This is a genomic window from Halostagnicola kamekurae, from assembly GCF_900116205.1.
In the GTDB taxonomy this organism is placed as follows: Archaea; Halobacteriota; Halobacteria; order Halobacteriales; family Natrialbaceae; genus Halostagnicola; species Halostagnicola kamekurae.
This window is the reverse complement of record NZ_FOZS01000010.1, coordinates 1-16,681: the sequence shown is the minus strand read 5'-3', so window position 1 is coordinate 16,681 and position 16,681 is coordinate 1. Positions and strand designations below refer to the sequence as shown.

Here is a 16,681-nt window from a genome sequence, read left to right as displayed (position 1 = left end):
AGTCGTTCGAACGGTCACGCTGTCGTCGGAGCTCTGGACGACCGTCGTGAGAGAACAGTTTGGGTTCGGTAACGGGAACTGGAAGACGAACGTGCGGCCCAGCGGATTCCGGCCCCAATGGAACAGTTTTCCCGTTCACGAACCGGTATCCAGTTCAATCGGGTATACCGATTTCTGCTGTCGGAGAAACATCGACGAGAACCGTGAATACGCGTCGAGCGGTAGCTGACACTGACGGTCGGTGGACTGCTTGCAGGCGTCGCGCCGGGCGAGGTCTCGGGCAGAGTGCTCGATCGCGTCGAGATCCGTTCGAATGCGGACCGCCAGTGCCAGGCCGACGACGAACACGACTGCGTTGCCGACGATTTGCTGGGTCAGCAAATCGTCAGCGTCGTTTTGCCGTCTCCTGGGTTAGGTTACGATACATCACTTTCACGAGCCATGACTGACTATCAACTCGCGTTCAAACCGGCGATCGGACTCTACGGCCAGCACGACCCGAGCGCCGTTCTCTTCGATGACGGAACGCCCGTCTTCGGCGTTGAGGAAGAGCGATACACGCGGGACAAACACGCCACGGATACGTTTCCCAAACACGCGATCCGGGCGTGTCTCGACTATCGAAACCTGTCTCTTCCGGACCTGAATCGGATTCTCCTCCCGTACGAGCCGCAGCTCCGTGGCGAGATCGCTTCACACTACGTTTCCGACGCGATCCAAGTACCCGGATTTGGACGAAAACTCTCCGCACTCGAGCAGACGCTCGTCACGCAGGTTCGGAGCCGGTTCGTTCCGACCCGACAGATCGAGAATCGCCTCGAGTCGATCGGTTCGCCGGTGCCGCCGATCGAGACGATTCCGCATCACCGCTGCCACGCTGCGAGCGCGTTCCATCCGTCCGGGTTCGACGATGGCGTCGTTCTTACGATCGATGCGAAAGGTGAGTACGATTCGACAGTCGTCTGGTATGCCGACGACGAGGACGGCCTGACACGCGCGTACACCTACGAACACCCGAACAGTCTCGGACTCTTCTTCGCGGTCGTCACGGAGTTCCTCGGCTACCGGATGTTCAACGGCGAGGGGAAAGTGATGGGGCTGGCACCCTATGGCGAGGACAATCCGGAGATCGAAGGCGTCCTGCGCGAGTTGATCGACACGGGCGCCGATTACGACGTCACCGAACTGACGAAGCGCTGGGGAACCGGCCACGGCACCGAAACCCTCGAGGACGCGTTTGGCCGTCCTCGAAACGAGACGCCTGGCGAGTTCGACCAGTGGGAGAAAGACCTCGCGCATACCTCTCAGAAACTGCTCGAGGAGACGGTCGTCGACATCGCGGAAACAGCCGTCGATCAGTTGGACACGGCGAACGTCTCGATGGCGGGCGGCGTCGCGCTAAACTGCAAACTGAACAAACGCGTTCGCGAGTCGCCGCTGATCGACGATATCTTCGTCCAACCGGTCGCCAACGACGCGGGACTCGCGCTCGGTGCGGGATGGACGGGGCAGTCGCCGTCGGCCGTCGACCGTCAGACCACTGTCTATCTCGGTCCCGAATACGACGCCGAAGAGATAAAATCGACCGTCAAGACGAACAAACTCGAGTACGCGCAACCGAAGGACCTCGAGCGGTACGTCGCCGAACGGCTCGCCGACGGCGACCTCGTCGGCTGGTTCCAGGGCCGGATGGAGATGGGACCGCGGGCGCTCGGTGCCAGAAGCATCCTCGCCGATCCTCGCACCACGGCATCTCGAGACCGGGTGAACCGGTTCGTCAAACATCGAGAGGAGTGGCGTCCGTTCGCGCCGTCGATGCTCGAGTCAGCCGCCGATGAGTACCTCGTCAACGACGGACCGTCACCGTTCATGATCGACGCGTACGACGTTCGACCCGAGAAAACCAGAGACCTGGAGGCAGTCCTACATCCGTCTGACGACTCGACGCGTCCGCAGACAGTTCGTGAGGAGCAACATCCACGCTACCACCGTCTCCTCTCCGAATTCGCCGACATCACCGGCGTGCCAGTTGTCCTCAACACTTCGTTTAACGATCACGCCGAACCGATCGTACGGACGCCGACGCAAGCGATCAAGGACTTCTACGGGATGGGTCTAGATGTACTCGTTCTCGAGGATTTCGTGATCGAAAAGGAAACGACAAAAACCGACCGCGATTCCGAACTGGCCCTTGAGGTGGGTAACATGGCGACTGCGGCACCAAAATAGCTACGTGAACTGCCTCAGGCTCGAGCTTCGAGACACTTTGCGTTGACTTCTGTAGAGATGATTTCGGTCATTAGTCGTTGGTATTCAATTGTTCGGTGGAAATAACGGATGATATTACTGGTATCTGCGACGGGTCGATTTAGCGAGACTATCCTGTGAACACGCTCCGTCGAGGGGTTGATACCGTGTTTTGGTGAGGCATCAGTGACTCGAACCAGGATAAATTTCGCCGTATCGAACAGTGGAATACGGTCGGCCCGTGAACGTTCCATAATCACGACTTCGTGTCGTCTCAATTCGTCTTCGAACTAGCATGAGTGCTCCCGAATCTCCAGCCGATATCGAACAGTTCCTCAGCAACCTCCTGGAGTTCCGGTCTCGAGAACTGACGATGGTCGGCGCGACGCTGGCCGCTTTCGTCGCCTCGATTGTCTTCTTCCCCGGATTCGAGAGCGTCGGCCAAGGTATTGAATCGGATCTCTCAATCGGCTTGCTCGCCGCGTTGAGTCTGGTCGCGGTTGTCGCTGGTATCGTGAAGGGAATGACCGGCTTCGGCTACTCGCTCATCATGACGCCGATCTTCGCCACAGTAATTGATCCAACCGTCGCCGTCGTCGTCCTGGCTATCCCGCCATGGATGCTCAACATGTTTCAGATCGCAGAAACCAGTACGGGACGGGCGTTCGTTCGCGAAGAGTGGCCGCTCTTGTTACTCGCCATCGTCGGAACCGTCCTCGGCGTCGTAGCGCTGGCGACGTTCAGCACTGGGCCGCTGGTCCCCTTCGTCATCGCCCTCGTCCTCCTCGGCTACGTCGCCTTTCAAGTCGCCCAGAACTTCGTCATGGTCGAAGAGGCACACCATCCGTTTGCTCTCGGAACCGCAGGATTCTCGCAGGGATTTTTGCTCGCGTTCGCGAACCTTGGACCGCTACTGCCGGCGTACTTCCACACCTTCGAACGAAACGCCGAGAGGTACATCGGTGGACTCTCGATGGTGCTCGGAACGATATTCACGGTCCGGATCGTCCAGATGGCGCTATTTACCGAGCTCCTGACGACCTATCGGATCTGGCTCGGCTCCGTGATTGCAGTGGTCACGGTCGTCGGCCTGCTGTTGGGCACGTACCTCCGGCGTCTCGAGTTCGACGAACGAACGTTCAACTGGTTCGTCGTCGGACTACTGTTCGTCATCTCACTTAACATCTTGCGGAACACCGTGCCAACGTTGTTCTTTTGAACTTAGTAGACGATCAACGCCAGATACAGTTGCCCGATGCCTGCAGCGATCATTACGCCGCCCGCCAATCGTTTCAAATGGCCCGAATAGGCTGCGAATCGACTCGCACTCGCCACGAGTCCCATCCCGGTCGCAACTGTTACAGCGACCATCAAGGTGACGACAGTTCCAACGTAGGTTATTAGGACAAGCGCTGCCGACTCTGTCGGTAGCGACACCGACCGAGCAACGACTGCAAGAAAAATGGGGGCGACGCACCCAGCTCCCGCAAGCGCGTATCCAGCGCCGAAAATCCCGAACCCGGCAACGCTCGAGCGCCGTTCCGGCAGTGAGATCGACAGCGAGGGCGCACGACCGACCAGAACGAGGACGCCGAAGACGACTAACAGCCCGCCGACGAGTGACTCGAAGATCGTCAGCCGCGAGACTATCGATTGACCCAGCCAGAACGTCCCACCGATGAGGACAGCGAACGTACCCAAGACACCGATACCCGCGACGACGCCTCGAACGGTCGCCCCGACGATCGACGCGTTCTCCCCGTCAGTCCGGCTGGCGTAAAATCCGACGTATCCGGGCAACAGCGGATACGCACAGGGGCTGAAGAAGGTCGCCACGCCGGCGGTGAGCGCGAAAGCGACCGTCGACAGCAGCGAGGCGTCGATCATCTCTCCGCCTCGAGCGCCAGTTCGATTCCCGCCGCAAGTTCGTCGGCGGTCTTGACGCCGGCATCCGACCACTGAACCCGTCCGGACGAATCGATCGCGACGGCAGACGGATACCCCCCGGAGAGATACTGTGCTGTCAGTTCAGCAGTCGGATCGAGTCCGAGGAGCCAGTTTCCGTCGTGTTTCGTCCACCAATCGACGAGTTCTTCTTTGGTGACAGCTGAGCCAATCGCCTCGTTCGTGACCGATATGAACAGCACATCATCGCCAAGACGCTCGTTGACCGCTGCGAGTGCAGGCATCTGCTCGACACACGGCGGACACCACGTTCCGAAGAAATCGATGAACGTCGCCTGATCGGTCGCCGGAACGCGAACTTCGCCGGCTTCGCTTCCCGGTGCGTCGATCGTCTCGATCATCATCGGGTCAGCAGTCGTCGCTTCACCGCCGTCTGAGTCGTCGGTTCCGGCAAACGACGGTGGGCCACGAACTGCCAATACCCCGGCTCCGCCGATGATACCCAGACTTCCTACACCGGTAAGCACGTCTCGTCGTCGCATCTATCCGTTCACCACCGTTTCGAGGTCGTCCACTACTTCTGATGGCGAAATAGTCGCGCCGTCTGGATAGACACGTTCGACGAGTCCCCGCTCGTTGACGAGAAAAATATAGGGCAAGTGAGGGAACATGTAGTCGAGATTCTCGTACTCGTCAGCATCCCGCTTCTCGAGCGGTAACCCAAACTGTTCGGTCACGATCTCTTTGCCGTCGTCGTACCGTTCAGGTCGCAGGAAGTGCCAGTTTTCGGCATCATGATCGACGCCCTGTTCGCCGGCATACGTCTCTAACACGTCCGCAGTATCCCGCTCGGGGTCGAACGTCATCGCGAGGAACGCAGCCTCATCACCGTACCCCTGCTCAGCCGCTACCTCCTGTGCTCGTCGCAACCGCAGTAACAACGCAGGACAGACGCCATCAGGACACGATGTGTAAAAGAACGTCATCAAGGTAGATCGACTACCTTCGAACTGATCAGTCGAAACGGTCTCACCAGTCAACGGATCAGGAAGCGAGACCGCCGGGGCTTCGTCACCGTAACTCGGGTGGGATGCCTCGCTCAGGTCCTGTTCAGGCGGTCCAAGGGTCACTCCGTCAGCATGTTTTTGATCACTACCTTTACCGGTGTCCGCATTTCCCTCGTCACCAGTCGGGAGAGAATCTAGACAACCTGCAACGGCGGCGATACTCGAGGAACCGATCGATCGGAGGCAGAAACGCCGGTTCATGCATCGGCATTTCGGTGGGAATCGTAAATTCCGAACGGCGATTCGCTGGGTCAGCAAAACGCCATTCGTGTATAACGAGACATGCTCTGAGCATGCAAGTATTTGAGACTACTTCGTGAGCGACAAAAGGACGAGTCCCATGCCACTCGAGACGATAACTGCCTGAACAAGAGCGGCAGATGCGATTGTCGTCCCGAATACGTGGTAGATAAGTCCTTCACAGATCGCACCGGCACCGATAAAGACGAATCCACCGGAGACGTACAGCATCGGCTTCTGACCGGATCGTCGATAGCCGTGATACGCCAGATACGCGACGATCAGGCTCAAAAGGAGTGTGAACGATTTAGCGAGGAGAAACGAGAGTTCCACTATTTGTCACCCCGGAGCCCATTCCAGAGCGCCGTAAAGTTGTCAGCGAGTTCGTCCCGCGTCTCTATCGCCAGTGAGAGTTGTCCGTCAGTAATATCTATGTGGAGTTCTTCGAGCGCTGTTTCAAACTCACTACGGTGTGATCCGTCCGAGTCGACGGTTCGACGCTCCTCGATGAGTCCATGGTCTTGTAGCCTCGACACTCGGCGGTAAACCGTAGCGAGCGAGGCGTCACACTCTTTGCTGAGAGCTTTTGCGGTCTTCGGTCCATCCCGATCCGCTGCGAGGAGAATCTCCCGTGCATACTCGTCTGCGAGGATCTGGAATATCTCCGTCGAATCCGAGGGACCTCCGTGTTGCACATGATATATCCCGTCTTTAAGCGCCAAATAGGACACGATTTGCTGATTCAGCAAAACATCGGTATCCTCTTGTACACACGCTCGAGGCGCACATCGTGACTGCTGATTTTGTATCGCGACGATTCCGCGAGGGCACACGATTGCGTCGATCACGGTGTGCAGCATGAACACGACCGTCTGTGACGAGTATAGATCAGTCCGATCAGTATCGACACTGAGAGTATGCCGATCACCGGTCGTAACGGATCGAAGTACGTCATGAGCGCTGACGAACTGAACAATGCAAGCAGGGCGACATTACAGATCGGGCAACCGACCGCGAGGAACCCGCCAATGAGGCCGCCGAAAACCCAGCGATCTTCATTGCTCGAATCGTCGATTTCGCTCCCGTCGGTGTCCTTGAGGTCGGGTTTAGATCCCGTTGTCGCCACTCGTTGTGCGGTATAGATGCCCGCCAGAAGCGCGGTCAGAATCAGAAACATGTAGTCAATCCATGTCCGCGGGACCATCCGGACGTAGAGTGGATTCGGGATAAGTCCAGTAACAAGTCCGAATAGCAGGAACACGCTGATTCCAGCGGCTATCCCCCATATCATCGTTCGCCAATCGGATCGGATCGATTGGAGTAAACTATGTCCACTCATTTCGGATCCCCCGTCGTGATCGTACACCGTTTGGGATGACCCACCCGTCCGAGGAAAAACAGCAACATGGCGATCTCAGTGGCGCTAATTAGAGCGCTGTCGTACGGGAGTAACGCAACACCGACGAAAACGAAGCCAATCGTTCCCCACCATCTCTCGAATGGATACGAGATCGTTTCGACACGTTTGATCGTATTTTCTCTGCTCGAGTCGCACAGGTGCATCCGACTGAATCGAGGAGTGATACCCTGAAATTACCACCTCCGATTTGCTGACTCAGCAAATCGACGAGTTCGTTACTCAAGCGTAGCAATCAGCAGGAAGGTCTCCGGTCGGACGGCCTCGTGTTCGATATCGAACCCGACCTCGCGGAGGGTGTCCGTTGCCTCGTCGGCGCTGTAGCGCTCGTCGACCGGCGGACCGTTCTCTCCGGTTCCGGTCGCCGCCCAGTCGACGACGACGAGTCGGCCGTCGGCAGCGAGGACTCGGCGAATCTCGGCCAGCGCCGCGTCGCTCGCGAACTCGTGGTAGGTCATCGTCGAGAACGCGGTGTCGACGCCGCCGTCGTCGAACGGCAGGTCGCTCACGTCGCTGGTCACGAGATCGACGTTCTCCGGGACGCCCTTCCCTCGGTAGTACTCATGCATCTCCTCTTGAACGTCAACTGCGTAGACCTCACCGGCGTATGGTGCGACGTCATCGGTAAAAAAGCCGGTTCCACTGCCGAGGTCGGCAACTGTGTCCTCTGGCGAGAGGGAGAGCGCCCACAGCAGTTCCTCAGCCGAGACGAACCGATAGCGCCGTCCGGCCACCTCTAACTTGTCCGCTCGTTCGGCGTCGAACGTGTGGTATCCCATGGTTACAGGTTCTCGAACGCAGTATCGACCAGTTCGCTGGTCTCGGCGACGATGTCTTCCATCTCGTCGTCCTCCGGTGCTATTCCGACTAGTCGTGCGATCCGCATGATCGAGACGTGGTAGACGCGCTGTCGACCGGGTTCTTCCTCCCAGACGACGACGTTACACGGGAACAGCGCGCCAAGTTTACCGTCGCTAGCCTCGAGTGCCCGGTCGGCGACCGACGGGTTACACGCGCCGAGGACGTAGTAGGGGTCGCGGTCAGCATCGACCTTCTCGTTGAGCAATTCCGACGGCGAGAATTCGACGGGAACGCCGAATCCCGCGTCGGTGAACACTTCGCGAACGTGTTCGATGGCGTCTTCATGGTCCGTCTCGAGGGTCGTCTGTTTCGCACCGATGTCGTCCGGATCGATCTTCGCGGGATCGATAGGTAGCATTGTTCGTGAGAAGTATTGGGATGTATACGAAAGTCACTTCGGATCTCGCCGTTACCGTTTCGCCGACTCGGAAAATCGTCCGAACACATATCCGCCTCGGTTTCGGAAATTCACCCATGAATTCGGTCACTGCCTCCCGACGGTCGCTACTGGGCCTCGCGGGGCTGGCAAGTCTCTGCTGTGTCGGACCCGGCACGATGGCGGTCACCGGCGGTACTACCGTCGGACTGGTCGCAGGTCTCGTAGAAGGACTCTTCGTACTCACCGTGCTCGGTGCCCTCGCGCTGTTGTTCCGACTATGGTCCGGATGCTCGGCTTGCGAGACGTAACTGTTCTAGACGGCCGTGGAGAACATTCCCTTCGTCGTGTGACCGATCAACGACGACACGAGGGCGACTGCACCGTATTCGGCGAAACACGCCGAATAGCGTCAGTTGTCGGTCGGCAGAACGTTCTTCACAGCTGTCTTTGAATGTATAGTGTTGTGGATAATGAGAAATACTTTAGATGGGAGCGCACCAATCTACACGTATGACCGATACGTTCGTCGTCATCGGTGGTAACGTCGTGGGAATAAGCGCCGCGAGATAGGCGAAACGCGAGGAACCGGACCTCGGCGTGATTGTCTTCGAGAAGGGCGAGTGGATGCCGTACGCCCCCTGTGGGATGCCCTACTACGTCAAGGGCGTGGTCGACGAATTGGACGACCTCGTAGCCGTGACGCCCAAAGAGTTCACGAAAAGCGGGGCGTCGACCTGCACACTGGCGCAGAGGTCGCCGACATCGATCGCGAACCGAAACTCGTGACGGTCGAGACAGACGACCTGCTCGTCGCGACCGGCGGCGGCGACGCGAAGACACTTCGAAACGCCGGCGTTCTGACGGTAGAGTTCGCGCTCGCGACGGATACCGTCCATGCGGTCGACGAGTACACGACCGTCGACGCACTCATCGGGAACGCGATGGTGTACGCGTGTCTGTCCGAAGTATGGGCGTCTGCAGTCGACAGGATGGATCCATCCGGATAGCACTCCGACGCTCGAGCGCTCCGCTGTGCAGGGTATCCGGAACCGATTACTATCCGATCGTCAGCACTCGATCGGCGGTCGTCACGACCTCGAGGAGATCGTTCATCGTCGAGATCGGGCAGACCTCGCTCCCATCGCTGTTTCGGATGTCCAGACAGGTGCCACAGGCCAGCAACTCCCCGCCGGCCTCGTCAAACTCCTCCATTCGATTCCGTACATCGAACTGATCGTCCGTGATCTCCTCAGCTTCGACGCCGTCGCCGAGTAGGAACACTGATACGTCGTTTCCGTTCTCTAGTGCGGTGATTCCGAGACGAAAGGCGTTCCACGCGCGTTCGGGATCGCTGGTTTCGAGTACGATTCCCAATTGTTCCCCAGTGTCATCGCCTCTTGGTTCAGGCATGTATTGTACTATACCCCCAATATAATATAATACTGTCGCCTCCGATTAGGTGTGCAATAGCGTTCAGTGGTCACGATAGTTGTTGCCGAATCACCAGGAACGGTTCTGTGGATGAACGAAGCGTTCGAGATGGGACTGGGGACCGGTTTCTTGCAACCCCCGTTGCTCGTCGGTGAATTGCTCGTTCACGGCGACTGCCATTAGTATTTCATAGTAAACCCAAGATTATTATCTACTGCGTTCGTAAGATACTGTATGCAACCGAGTCCGACGATGACGCCGACCGAGTTCAGGGCGGATATCCCTGCCTTACAGGACGGAACCTATCTCAATTTCGGCGCTCACGGTCCAAGTCCGAAATACGTCGTCGATGCCGCCGACGAGTTCGTCCGCGAGCACGAGTATGAGTCACCGGTTGGCGACCACCCCTACGAGACGGCGTTTCGAGCCTTCGACCGCACTCGAGAGCGAGTCGCGTCGTTTGTCGGCGCCAACCCGGACGAGATCGCGCTCACCGAGAGTACGACGGCCGGGATCAACGCCGTCGCCAACGCGATCGACTGGCAACCCGGCGACGTCGTCGTGCGGACGGACCTTGAGCATCCCGCTGGAATTCTCCCATGGCAACGCCTCAAGCGGGAAGGCGTCGAGGTTCGGGTCGTCAAGACCGAGGACGGCCGCGTCGATCTCGAGCGTTTCGCCGAGGTCGTTACGGATGCCAGAGTCGCCTGCTTCAGCGCGGTCACGTGGACCCACGGGACGCAGCTTCCGGTAGGGAAATTGGTTGATATCGCCCACGACGCTGGTGCGCTTGCGCTCGTCGACGCCGTACAGGTCCCCGGACAACTACCAATGAACGTCGCGGAGTGGGGTGCCGACGCGGTCGCTGCTGCCGGCCATAAGTGGCTTCTCGGACTGTGGGGCGGCGGCTTCCTCTACGTCGACCGTGACGTCGCTGAGGGTTTCGAGCCGCGAACGGTCGGTTATCGAAGCGTCGAGACGCCATCCGACGATCCCTACGAGTACGCAGCCGGCGCACGTCGGTTCGAAGTTGGGTCAGCGAACCCGGCACCCCACGTTGCACTCCGGGAAGCAATCAACGTGATTGATGAAGTCGGGATCGACCGGATCGAAGACCGCGTCCGCCGTCTCGCCGGCCGACTAGTAGACGGTGTCCCCGCTGACCGTCTTCTCAGCCCCTCAGTACCGGAGTCGGGGCTCGTGACCATCGATGTCGACGATCCGGCGACGACAGTCGAACGGCTGGCCGCCGACGGAATCGTCGTTCGAGCACTGCCATCTCCGACCGCCGTTCGAGCGTCCGTCCACGCAGTCAATACTGCAAACGACATCGATCGACTGCTCGACGGACTGGAGCAAGAGTGGGAATTGCGGAAGCACAATGCAGGGTAACGACTTGAATACATGCTCTCGTAGGACGTGAAAGAGCATCGTATGGATCTCGACACGGAATACTTGGAGGAGTGGAAGCGGCTCGACGGATCGGACGAGGCTGACCGCGATCAGGGACAAGTACCGGACGTAGTCTGTCTCCACGTCAGCGACCTTCACGGCCAGCTCGTTCCCGAATATCACGTCTACTACGATAATCCCGAATCGCACCCCGATTTCGACTTCGCTGGCGACAACCGGATCCTCCGGCGCGGCGGTGGGATCCCGCTGTTGGCTGGCAAACTCGAGGAGATCCGCTCGGCTACCAATGAGACGCTTACGCTGATGAGCGGCGACACGTTCCATGGCACCGCGGTGACGACGTACACGAAGGGCAGGGCGATGCTAGAACCGATAACCGAGCACATCGATCCGGACGTGTACGTTCCGGGGAACTGGGACTTCGGGAACGAGGCCGCCGAGGACGGGAACCTACGGAATCTGATGGACGAACTCGAGGCGCAGGTGTTGGCGAACAACCTCTACGGGCCAGATGCGGACGGGTTGCTGTTCGAACCCTACACGATTGAACGTGCGAATGGCGTCGACGTCGGAATCGTCGGGATGACGAACGTCTACGTCGACCGTATGGCGCCGGCGTTCCACGAGGGAAAGTACCGGTTCGGAAAGCACCCAGCATTGCTCGAGGAAGCTGCAGAATCCGTGCGCAACGAGGGTGCTGATGTCGTCCTCGCGGTCACTGAGATCGGGTTGCCGTGGGCCGTCCAAGCAGCAAAGGACATCGAGAGTATTGATGTTCTGTTCAGTGCGCATACCCACGAGTACACGCACGAGCCGATCCTAATCGATAAGACGGAGACTCTCGTCGTCGAATCAGGAACAGGTGACGGACTCGGCCGCGTGGACCTCCACATCGATGACGATGGCGTCGCATTTCGGCACATTCTCTATTGTCTCGCCGAAGACCACGACTACACATCCGACCCGGAACCGGTAGCCGAACGTACGGTCGCGGATATCCGATCGCCGTTCTTCGACGACGAAATCTCCTACGATCGAGGGGACGGAACCCTCGAGCGGCCGCTGGACACAGTCGTCGGGAGGACGGAGGCGTCGCTCGATCGACAATCGTTCCTCGAGAGCGATTGGAACGCGCTGTTCGCCGACGCACTACGAACGTACTTCGGCACCGAATTAGCGGTCACCCATGGCTTCCGTTACGGTCCGGCAGTTCCCGCCGGCGAGATAACACTTGAGCACCTATATCAAGCGTTTCCGATGACCGCACCAGTGGCTCGCGGCGAGGCGTACGGTCAGCAACTGCTGAACCACATGGAGGCGTTCCTCACTGACAACTTCACACCGTACGTTTACGAGCAAGAGGACGGCCGTGTCCGGAACTACTCTTCGAACGTGGAGGTGATCATCGATCCGACCGCGAAACGCGAACGCAGACTCGTCGATTTCGTCGTCGACGGGGAACCAGTCGATCCCGAAGCGCAATACTCGATCGCGACGTTTACCCGCCCCGGTGATCCCGAACGGGATCTCGGAAACTGCGGCTTCCCGTTCCAAGATATCGACATTGAAGACGGCGTCGTTCCGGTTGACGTTGTCGTCGACTACCTCAATGACTACTCGCCGATCGATTATGAGGAGACGACGCTCGTCCAGACGCCCGACAACGGCGGATGGGTCCAGAATACGCCCGCTGACGGACCATACCCGTACATCCAACCGGGGGTTGATTACGCCGGCGGAGATGAGTACTGCGAGACGCGGTTAATCCCAACCAGGACTCGCTTTCCCGAGAGCGGACGAAATCCGTACCGGTAGCTGAGGATGCCTATGCAGGGATGAGAACTATCGGCGGCTTCGCACCAGATAGTATTGTAAGGAGGTTCCAATGGTGAACCAAATTTCCCCTGAACGGCTCGCGGATATGATTGACTCAAACGAGTCGTTCACGCTCGTCGATACGCGCCCTGAAGATAGTTACGAGGGCTGGCGTATTCACGGCGCCGAGAACATCCCGTTCGGTCCGGACAACGAGTTCGGAGACGAGGAACTCGAGCGCGTTGAGGAGGCCAAAGACGGAGAGACAGTAGTCGCGATCTGTGGAAAGGGGCTTACATCGACGCCGTTCAGCTTCGAACTCGAGCAACACGGCTACGACGACGTGTCCGTCGTGAAGGGCGGCATGGAGGATTGGAGCAAAGTCTACGAGATCGTTCCCGTCGAGGCCGAAAACGACGACCTCGACGTCCTGCAACTCCAGCGACGGGCGAAGGGCTGTCTCGGCTACGTCGTCGGCTCGAGAGACGCCGAGTCGGCCATAGTCGTCGATCCGACGCGACAGACGGACCAGTTCAAAATCGTCGCCGAGGAGGCCGGGCTGACGATCGAACGCGTCCTCGACACCCACGTCCACGCCGACCACATCTCGGGTGGATCGAAACTGGCGGCGGAGCTGGACGTCCCCTACCATCTCGGAGAACACGCGAGCGAGCGGGGCGTCGAGTACGACTACGAACCTCTTGCCGACGGCGAGGCGATCGAACCCATCACCGTGCCCGTACGCCCAGCGCCACGCGATCAACTTCCCGCGCCCGGTCATCACTCGCTCCCGGCTGCGCGACGTGCTCCATCCCCGGTCCGGTGAACGTCTTCTCGAGGTCGGCCCGGGAACCGGCTACTACACGGGGACGGTTGTGCGAGCGATTGAACCGTCGGGGACGCTGCACGCCGTGGACGTCCAATCGGAGATGGTCGAGCACCTCCGAGCGCGAATGCGACAGGAGGGAACCCGAACATCGAACCGATCCGCGGCGACGCACGATCGCTTCCGTATCCGGACGACACGTTCGATGCCGCGTATCTGGTCTTAGTCCTCGGGGAAATTCCTGACCAGGAGCGAGCTCTCGACGAACTCGAGCGAGTCCTGAAACCGGACGGTCGACTCGTCGTCGGCGAGTCTCTCCCCGACCCGCACTTCGTCGGATTCGAAGGGCTACGACGCCGTGTCGAACGGCGGGGACTGGCGTTCGACGCGCGCGTCGGAACGCGAGCCGGGTATTTCGTGCGCTTTGACGCGAGTCCCTCAGAGGAACCGACCGACTCCGTCGAATAACTGGTTGTTAGTTATATGTGCAAAACCGATAGAGACGGTTCGATCGTCGAAAACGTCACCATGTCTCTCCGAATTCTCCTGTGCGGCCACCTATCCGACGCTATCCGCTTATTTCTCCGTTCATCACCATGTGCGCTGTACGAGGGTACTCCAAGCCCTTCTGCCTATATATTGTACAAATCTCACAAAACCTTTAAACGCTATCAGTCCATACGTAGTGGTGATGGCAACTGATGCACGCGGCGCCTCCGGAGAATCGCTCGACGAACCGATCTACATCGACGGCAGAAGCCACCTCGAGAACGTCACGACGGCGCACGATGCCGTCCTCGTTGACTTCTACGCCGACTGGTGTGGCCCCTGTCAGATGCTCAATCCCGTCCTTGAGCAGCTCGCGGACACGACTGAGGCCGTGATCGCGAAGGTCGACGTCGACGAACACCAGCAACTCGCGGGCTCGTTCGGCGTTCGCGGCGTGCCGACGCTGGCCTTCTTCGCGGACGGCGAACAGGTCGAACAGCAGTCCGGCGCGCTGCCGGAAGACCGACTCCGTAGCCTGATCGAGAGATACACCGAATGAACAAGGAAACAGACACGACCACGGATGTTCGCAACGTAGTGTTCGTCGGTTCCGGCGTCGCTGGCCTCTCCGCGGCCGTCTATGCCGCGCGGGCCGACCTCGAGCCGCTGGTGCTCGAGGGACCCGAACCGGGCGGCCAACTGACGCTGACGACCGACATCGAGAACTACCTCGGCTTCCCTGAGGGCGTCGGCGGGATGGAGCTGATCCAAAACGGCAAGGACCAGGCCGAGCGCTTCGGCGCTGAGTTCACTCACGGCACTGTCGAAAACGTGACGCTCGAGGAGCGGCCGTTCGAACTCGAACTCTCGAACGGCGACACGTTGCAAACGCGTGCGCTGATCGTCGCGAGCGGCGCGAGCGCTCGCTGGGTCGGCGCCGAGAACGAAGACGAACTGATGGGTTACGGGCTCTCCACGTGTGCAACCTGCGACGGCGCGTTCCACCGCGGTGACGACGTCCTCGTGATTGGCGGCGGCGATTCGGCGATGGAAGAGGCGCTCTTCCTCGCAAAGTTCGCCGACAGCGTGACGATCGTTCACCGTCGCGAGGAACTGCGCGCATCCGAGATCATGGCTGACCGCGCCCGTGATAATGAGGCCATCGAGTTCCGCTGGAATACGGAACTTGAAGCGCTCCAGGGCTCACAAGAAGAGGGAATCACCGGCGCGACGCTTGTCTCTCATCCCGAAGGCTATCCCCTCGAAAAAACTGCAAACGACCCCGACGTGATGCTCGAGACGATCGACGTCGGCGGTGTGTTCTACGCAATTGGGCACACGCCGAATACCGAGTTCCTCGAGGGGACCGCCGTCGACCGTGACAAGAGCGGCTACCTCCACACTCGAACCGACAACGACGGCCGCACGACGACCAAGACCACGGTCGAGGGCGTCTTCGCCGCCGGCGACGTCGCTGATCCGCACTATCAACAGGCGATCACCGCCGCTGGTACTGGCAGCATGGCAGCGCTTGACGCCGAAGCATATCTTGAGGCGCTCAAGAGGGAGGAAGAAATCGCACTTGAGATGCCTCTGTAGCTGAAATATGAGTGCTATGAATAGTGAGGTTGGGGATCATTGTCTGGTTGTCTCCGCAGTTTAACGACGAACACAAGGACGCGTTCCATTGGCTCAACAAGAACAGCCGTGAGGGAATCGATCTGTTTTCGATCAGATTAGAAGTGTGGCGGATCGCAGAATCACCGCCTGCAGTCCGACTCAACCCAGTCGAAGATCCATCAGAGGGGAAAGAGAAGACCAAAGATCTGAAGGAGAGGTTTCCGAGACAAAGAAGCTCCAAGAGGAGTATTGGACACAGTTCCGAGACCTGATCACCGAACGAGAGACCCCACTCCGAGCACGCAAACCCAACCCCAGCACTGGTACAATAACCCAATCGGACGTTCCGGTTTCAAGCTCCAGTTCACCGTCAATACTGTCGAAAGTAATCTGTATTGCCAGATGATCATCAAAGACGATCAAGAGGCCTACCAGCAACTAAAGAGCCAACAAGCAGAGATTGAAGAGGAGATGAGTAAGTCGTTGATCTGGAGGTCACCTGAGGAAGCTCAACGAAATAGCAACCGAGCGAAAATCACGTTACGTCGTCCTGTGTCCTCTCTGAGAAAACATCCTGGGATGAGTACCACCAGTGGATGATTGAACATGGCGAGCTGTTTTATGAGATATTGGCTCTGGTGAATCGCTAGACTCCGGCGACTTTCAACTCTATATCAGGTGCTCGATGCACTACTCTTGGACAATTCTGGCTTCAGTTTCCCCCGAATCTCTGCTGGCGAAACGATTGGACTCATTCACAGTGCCACTATGTAGGTCCAACCCAACGCCCTATGGCGATTCACCAGAGCCAAATCTTTAGATATCAAAACCGAGATTACCGTCGTCAGCTTCGAATAGAAGATCGAATGCAGGGTGTTTGTAAAGAATCTCCCGGCAATCCCGGCAACGCGTGAAGAGGGGTTGGTCGACGTTCCAGAAATCAGAGCGCATCACGATGGCAGTATCTCGCT

Annotated in this window: 18 protein-coding genes and 3 pseudogenes; 12 read left to right on the top strand and 9 right to left on the bottom strand. The window is 58.6% G+C overall.

What is annotated here, in order from left to right; genetic code table 11:
* Positions 1-441 precede the first annotated feature (441 nt).
* Positions 442-2,229, top strand: a complete 1,788-nt coding sequence (locus BM348_RS19905; protein ID WP_092907761.1) for a carbamoyltransferase family protein — start codon at positions 442-444, stop codon at positions 2,227-2,229.
* A gap of 313 nt (positions 2,230-2,542) precedes the next feature.
* Entirely contained in the window at positions 2,543-3,466 is a 924-nt protein-coding gene (locus BM348_RS19900; RefSeq protein ID WP_092907759.1) for a sulfite exporter TauE/SafE family protein, read from the top strand.
* A 2-nt stretch (positions 3,467-3,468) separates the two neighbouring features.
* On the opposite strand, the gene BM348_RS19895 is transcribed toward BM348_RS19900, so the two are convergent.
* The 8 genes from BM348_RS19895 to BM348_RS19855 all read right to left on the bottom strand — a co-directional run bounded on the left by BM348_RS19895 (position 3,469) and on the right by BM348_RS19855 (position 8,095).
* Positions 3,469-4,134, bottom strand: coding sequence for a cytochrome c biogenesis protein CcdA (locus BM348_RS19895; RefSeq protein ID WP_092907757.1), 666 nt, complete (start codon positions 4,132-4,134; stop codon positions 3,469-3,471).
* Positions 4,131-4,694, bottom strand: coding sequence for a TlpA family protein disulfide reductase (locus BM348_RS19890; protein ID WP_092907755.1), 564 nt, complete (start codon positions 4,692-4,694; stop codon positions 4,131-4,133). The genes BM348_RS19895 and BM348_RS19890 overlap by 4 nt, the downstream gene beginning before the upstream one ends.
* Positions 4,695-5,420 carry an SCO family protein gene (locus tag BM348_RS19885; RefSeq protein ID WP_092907753.1) on the bottom strand — a complete coding sequence of 242 codons (726 nt, stop codon included), beginning with the start codon at positions 5,418-5,420 and terminating at the stop codon, positions 4,695-4,697.
* Between the two features lie 108 nt (positions 5,421-5,528).
* The gene (locus tag BM348_RS19880; protein ID WP_092907751.1) at positions 5,529-5,792 is read right to left on the bottom strand and encodes a DUF7521 family protein; all 264 of its coding nucleotides are present in this window, start codon (positions 5,790-5,792) and stop codon (positions 5,529-5,531) included.
* Positions 5,792-6,154, bottom strand: coding sequence for a winged helix-turn-helix domain-containing protein (locus BM348_RS19875; RefSeq protein ID WP_092907821.1), 363 nt, complete (start codon positions 6,152-6,154; stop codon positions 5,792-5,794). The genes BM348_RS19880 and BM348_RS19875 overlap by 1 nt, the downstream gene beginning before the upstream one ends.
* A gap of 149 nt (positions 6,155-6,303) precedes the next feature.
* On the bottom strand, positions 6,304-6,798 hold the full coding sequence (locus BM348_RS19870) for a hypothetical protein (protein WP_092907750.1): 495 nt from the start codon (positions 6,796-6,798) through the stop codon (positions 6,304-6,306).
* Positions 6,799-7,094: 296 nt separating this feature from the next.
* Entirely contained in the window at positions 7,095-7,655 is a 561-nt protein-coding gene (locus tag BM348_RS19860) for a class I SAM-dependent methyltransferase (protein WP_092907746.1), read from the bottom strand.
* A gap of 2 nt (positions 7,656-7,657) precedes the next feature.
* Positions 7,658-8,095 (bottom strand): DUF302 domain-containing protein, encoded by a 438-nt coding sequence (locus BM348_RS19855; RefSeq protein WP_092907744.1) that lies wholly within the window; start codon positions 8,093-8,095, stop codon positions 7,658-7,660.
* A gap of 116 nt (positions 8,096-8,211) precedes the next feature.
* On the opposite strand from BM348_RS19855, the gene BM348_RS19850 reads away from it, so the two are divergent.
* The 3 genes and pseudogenes from BM348_RS19850 to BM348_RS19840 all read left to right on the top strand — a co-directional run.
* Positions 8,212-8,424 carry a hypothetical protein gene (locus BM348_RS19850; protein ID WP_092907819.1) on the top strand — a complete coding sequence of 71 codons (213 nt, stop codon included), beginning with the start codon at positions 8,212-8,214 and terminating at the stop codon, positions 8,422-8,424.
* A 289-nt stretch (positions 8,425-8,713) separates the two neighbouring features.
* Positions 8,714-8,902 (top strand): hypothetical protein, encoded by a 189-nt coding sequence (locus BM348_RS19845; RefSeq protein WP_394328120.1) that lies wholly within the window; start codon positions 8,714-8,716, stop codon positions 8,900-8,902.
* A 26-nt stretch (positions 8,903-8,928) separates the two neighbouring features.
* Positions 8,929-9,123: pseudogene (locus BM348_RS19840) on the top strand (M20 family metallopeptidase); the annotation flags it as partial.
* Positions 9,124-9,172: 49 nt separating this feature from the next.
* On the opposite strand, the gene BM348_RS19835 reads toward BM348_RS19840, so the two are convergent.
* A complete protein-coding gene (locus BM348_RS19835; protein WP_175507273.1) occupies positions 9,173-9,526 on the bottom strand; it encodes a DsrE family protein in 354 nt (117 codons plus the stop codon).
* Positions 9,527-9,781: 255 nt separating this feature from the next.
* On the opposite strand from BM348_RS19835, the gene BM348_RS19830 reads away from it, so the two are divergent.
* The 7 genes and pseudogenes from BM348_RS19830 (at position 9,782) to BM348_RS22550 (ending at position 16,310) form a co-directional block, all read left to right on the top strand.
* Positions 9,782-10,939: an aminotransferase class V-fold PLP-dependent enzyme gene (locus BM348_RS19830; RefSeq protein WP_092907742.1), complete on the top strand. Its 1,158-nt coding sequence runs from the start codon at positions 9,782-9,784 to the stop codon at positions 10,937-10,939.
* Positions 10,940-10,981: 42 nt separating this feature from the next.
* Entirely contained in the window at positions 10,982-12,775 is a 1,794-nt protein-coding gene (locus tag BM348_RS19825; RefSeq protein ID WP_092907740.1) for a bifunctional metallophosphatase/5'-nucleotidase, read from the top strand.
* A 70-nt stretch (positions 12,776-12,845) separates the two neighbouring features.
* A pseudogene (locus BM348_RS19820) lies at positions 12,846-13,556 on the top strand (rhodanese-like domain-containing protein); the annotation flags it as partial.
* A pseudogene (locus BM348_RS22330) lies at positions 13,477-14,069 on the top strand (class I SAM-dependent methyltransferase). The pseudogenes BM348_RS19820 and BM348_RS22330, both read left to right, overlap by 80 nt.
* 223 nt (positions 14,070-14,292) lie before the next feature.
* Entirely contained in the window at positions 14,293-14,649 is a 357-nt protein-coding gene (gene trxA, locus BM348_RS19810) for a thioredoxin (protein WP_092907738.1), read from the top strand.
* Positions 14,646-15,689, top strand: coding sequence for an NAD(P)/FAD-dependent oxidoreductase (locus BM348_RS19805; RefSeq protein WP_092907736.1), 1,044 nt, complete (start codon positions 14,646-14,648; stop codon positions 15,687-15,689). Before trxA ends, BM348_RS19805 begins: the two co-directional genes overlap by 4 nt.
* Positions 15,690-15,959: 270 nt before the next feature.
* Positions 15,960-16,310, top strand: a complete 351-nt coding sequence (locus tag BM348_RS22550) for a DUF4268 domain-containing protein (RefSeq protein ID WP_092907734.1) — start codon at positions 15,960-15,962, stop codon at positions 16,308-16,310.
* Positions 16,311-16,681 lie beyond the last annotated feature (371 nt).

Bases quoted from the DNA above. Each gene is read 5' to 3' on its own strand.
- BM348_RS19905 (WP_092907761.1), top strand. From the start codon at position 442: ATGACTGACTATCAACTCGCGTTCAAACCGGCGATCGGACTCTACGGC.
- BM348_RS19900 (WP_092907759.1), top strand. From the start codon at position 2,543: ATGAGTGCTCCCGAATCTCCAGCCGATATCGAACAGTTCCTCAGCAAC.
- BM348_RS19895 (WP_092907757.1), bottom strand. From the start codon at position 4,134: ATGATCGACGCCTCGCTGCTGTCGACGGTCGCTTTCGCGCTCACCGCC.
- BM348_RS19890 (WP_092907755.1), bottom strand. From the start codon at position 4,694: ATGCGACGACGAGACGTGCTTACCGGTGTAGGAAGTCTGGGTATCATC.
- BM348_RS19885 (WP_092907753.1), bottom strand. From the start codon at position 5,420: ATGAACCGGCGTTTCTGCCTCCGATCGATCGGTTCCTCGAGTATCGCC.
- BM348_RS19870 (WP_092907750.1), bottom strand. From the start codon at position 6,798: ATGAGTGGACATAGTTTACTCCAATCGATCCGATCCGATTGGCGAACG.
- BM348_RS19860 (WP_092907746.1), bottom strand. From the start codon at position 7,655: ATGGGATACCACACGTTCGACGCCGAACGAGCGGACAAGTTAGAGGTG.
- BM348_RS19855 (WP_092907744.1), bottom strand. From the start codon at position 8,095: ATGCTACCTATCGATCCCGCGAAGATCGATCCGGACGACATCGGTGCG.
- BM348_RS19850 (WP_092907819.1), top strand. From the start codon at position 8,212: ATGAATTCGGTCACTGCCTCCCGACGGTCGCTACTGGGCCTCGCGGGG.
- BM348_RS19835 (WP_175507273.1), bottom strand. From the start codon at position 9,526: ATGCCTGAACCAAGAGGCGATGACACTGGGGAACAATTGGGAATCGTA.
- BM348_RS19830 (WP_092907742.1), top strand. From the start codon at position 9,782: ATGCAACCGAGTCCGACGATGACGCCGACCGAGTTCAGGGCGGATATC.
- BM348_RS19825 (WP_092907740.1), top strand. From the start codon at position 10,982: ATGGATCTCGACACGGAATACTTGGAGGAGTGGAAGCGGCTCGACGGA.
- trxA (WP_092907738.1), top strand. From the start codon at position 14,293: ATGGCAACTGATGCACGCGGCGCCTCCGGAGAATCGCTCGACGAACCG.
- BM348_RS19805 (WP_092907736.1), top strand. From the start codon at position 14,646: ATGAACAAGGAAACAGACACGACCACGGATGTTCGCAACGTAGTGTTC.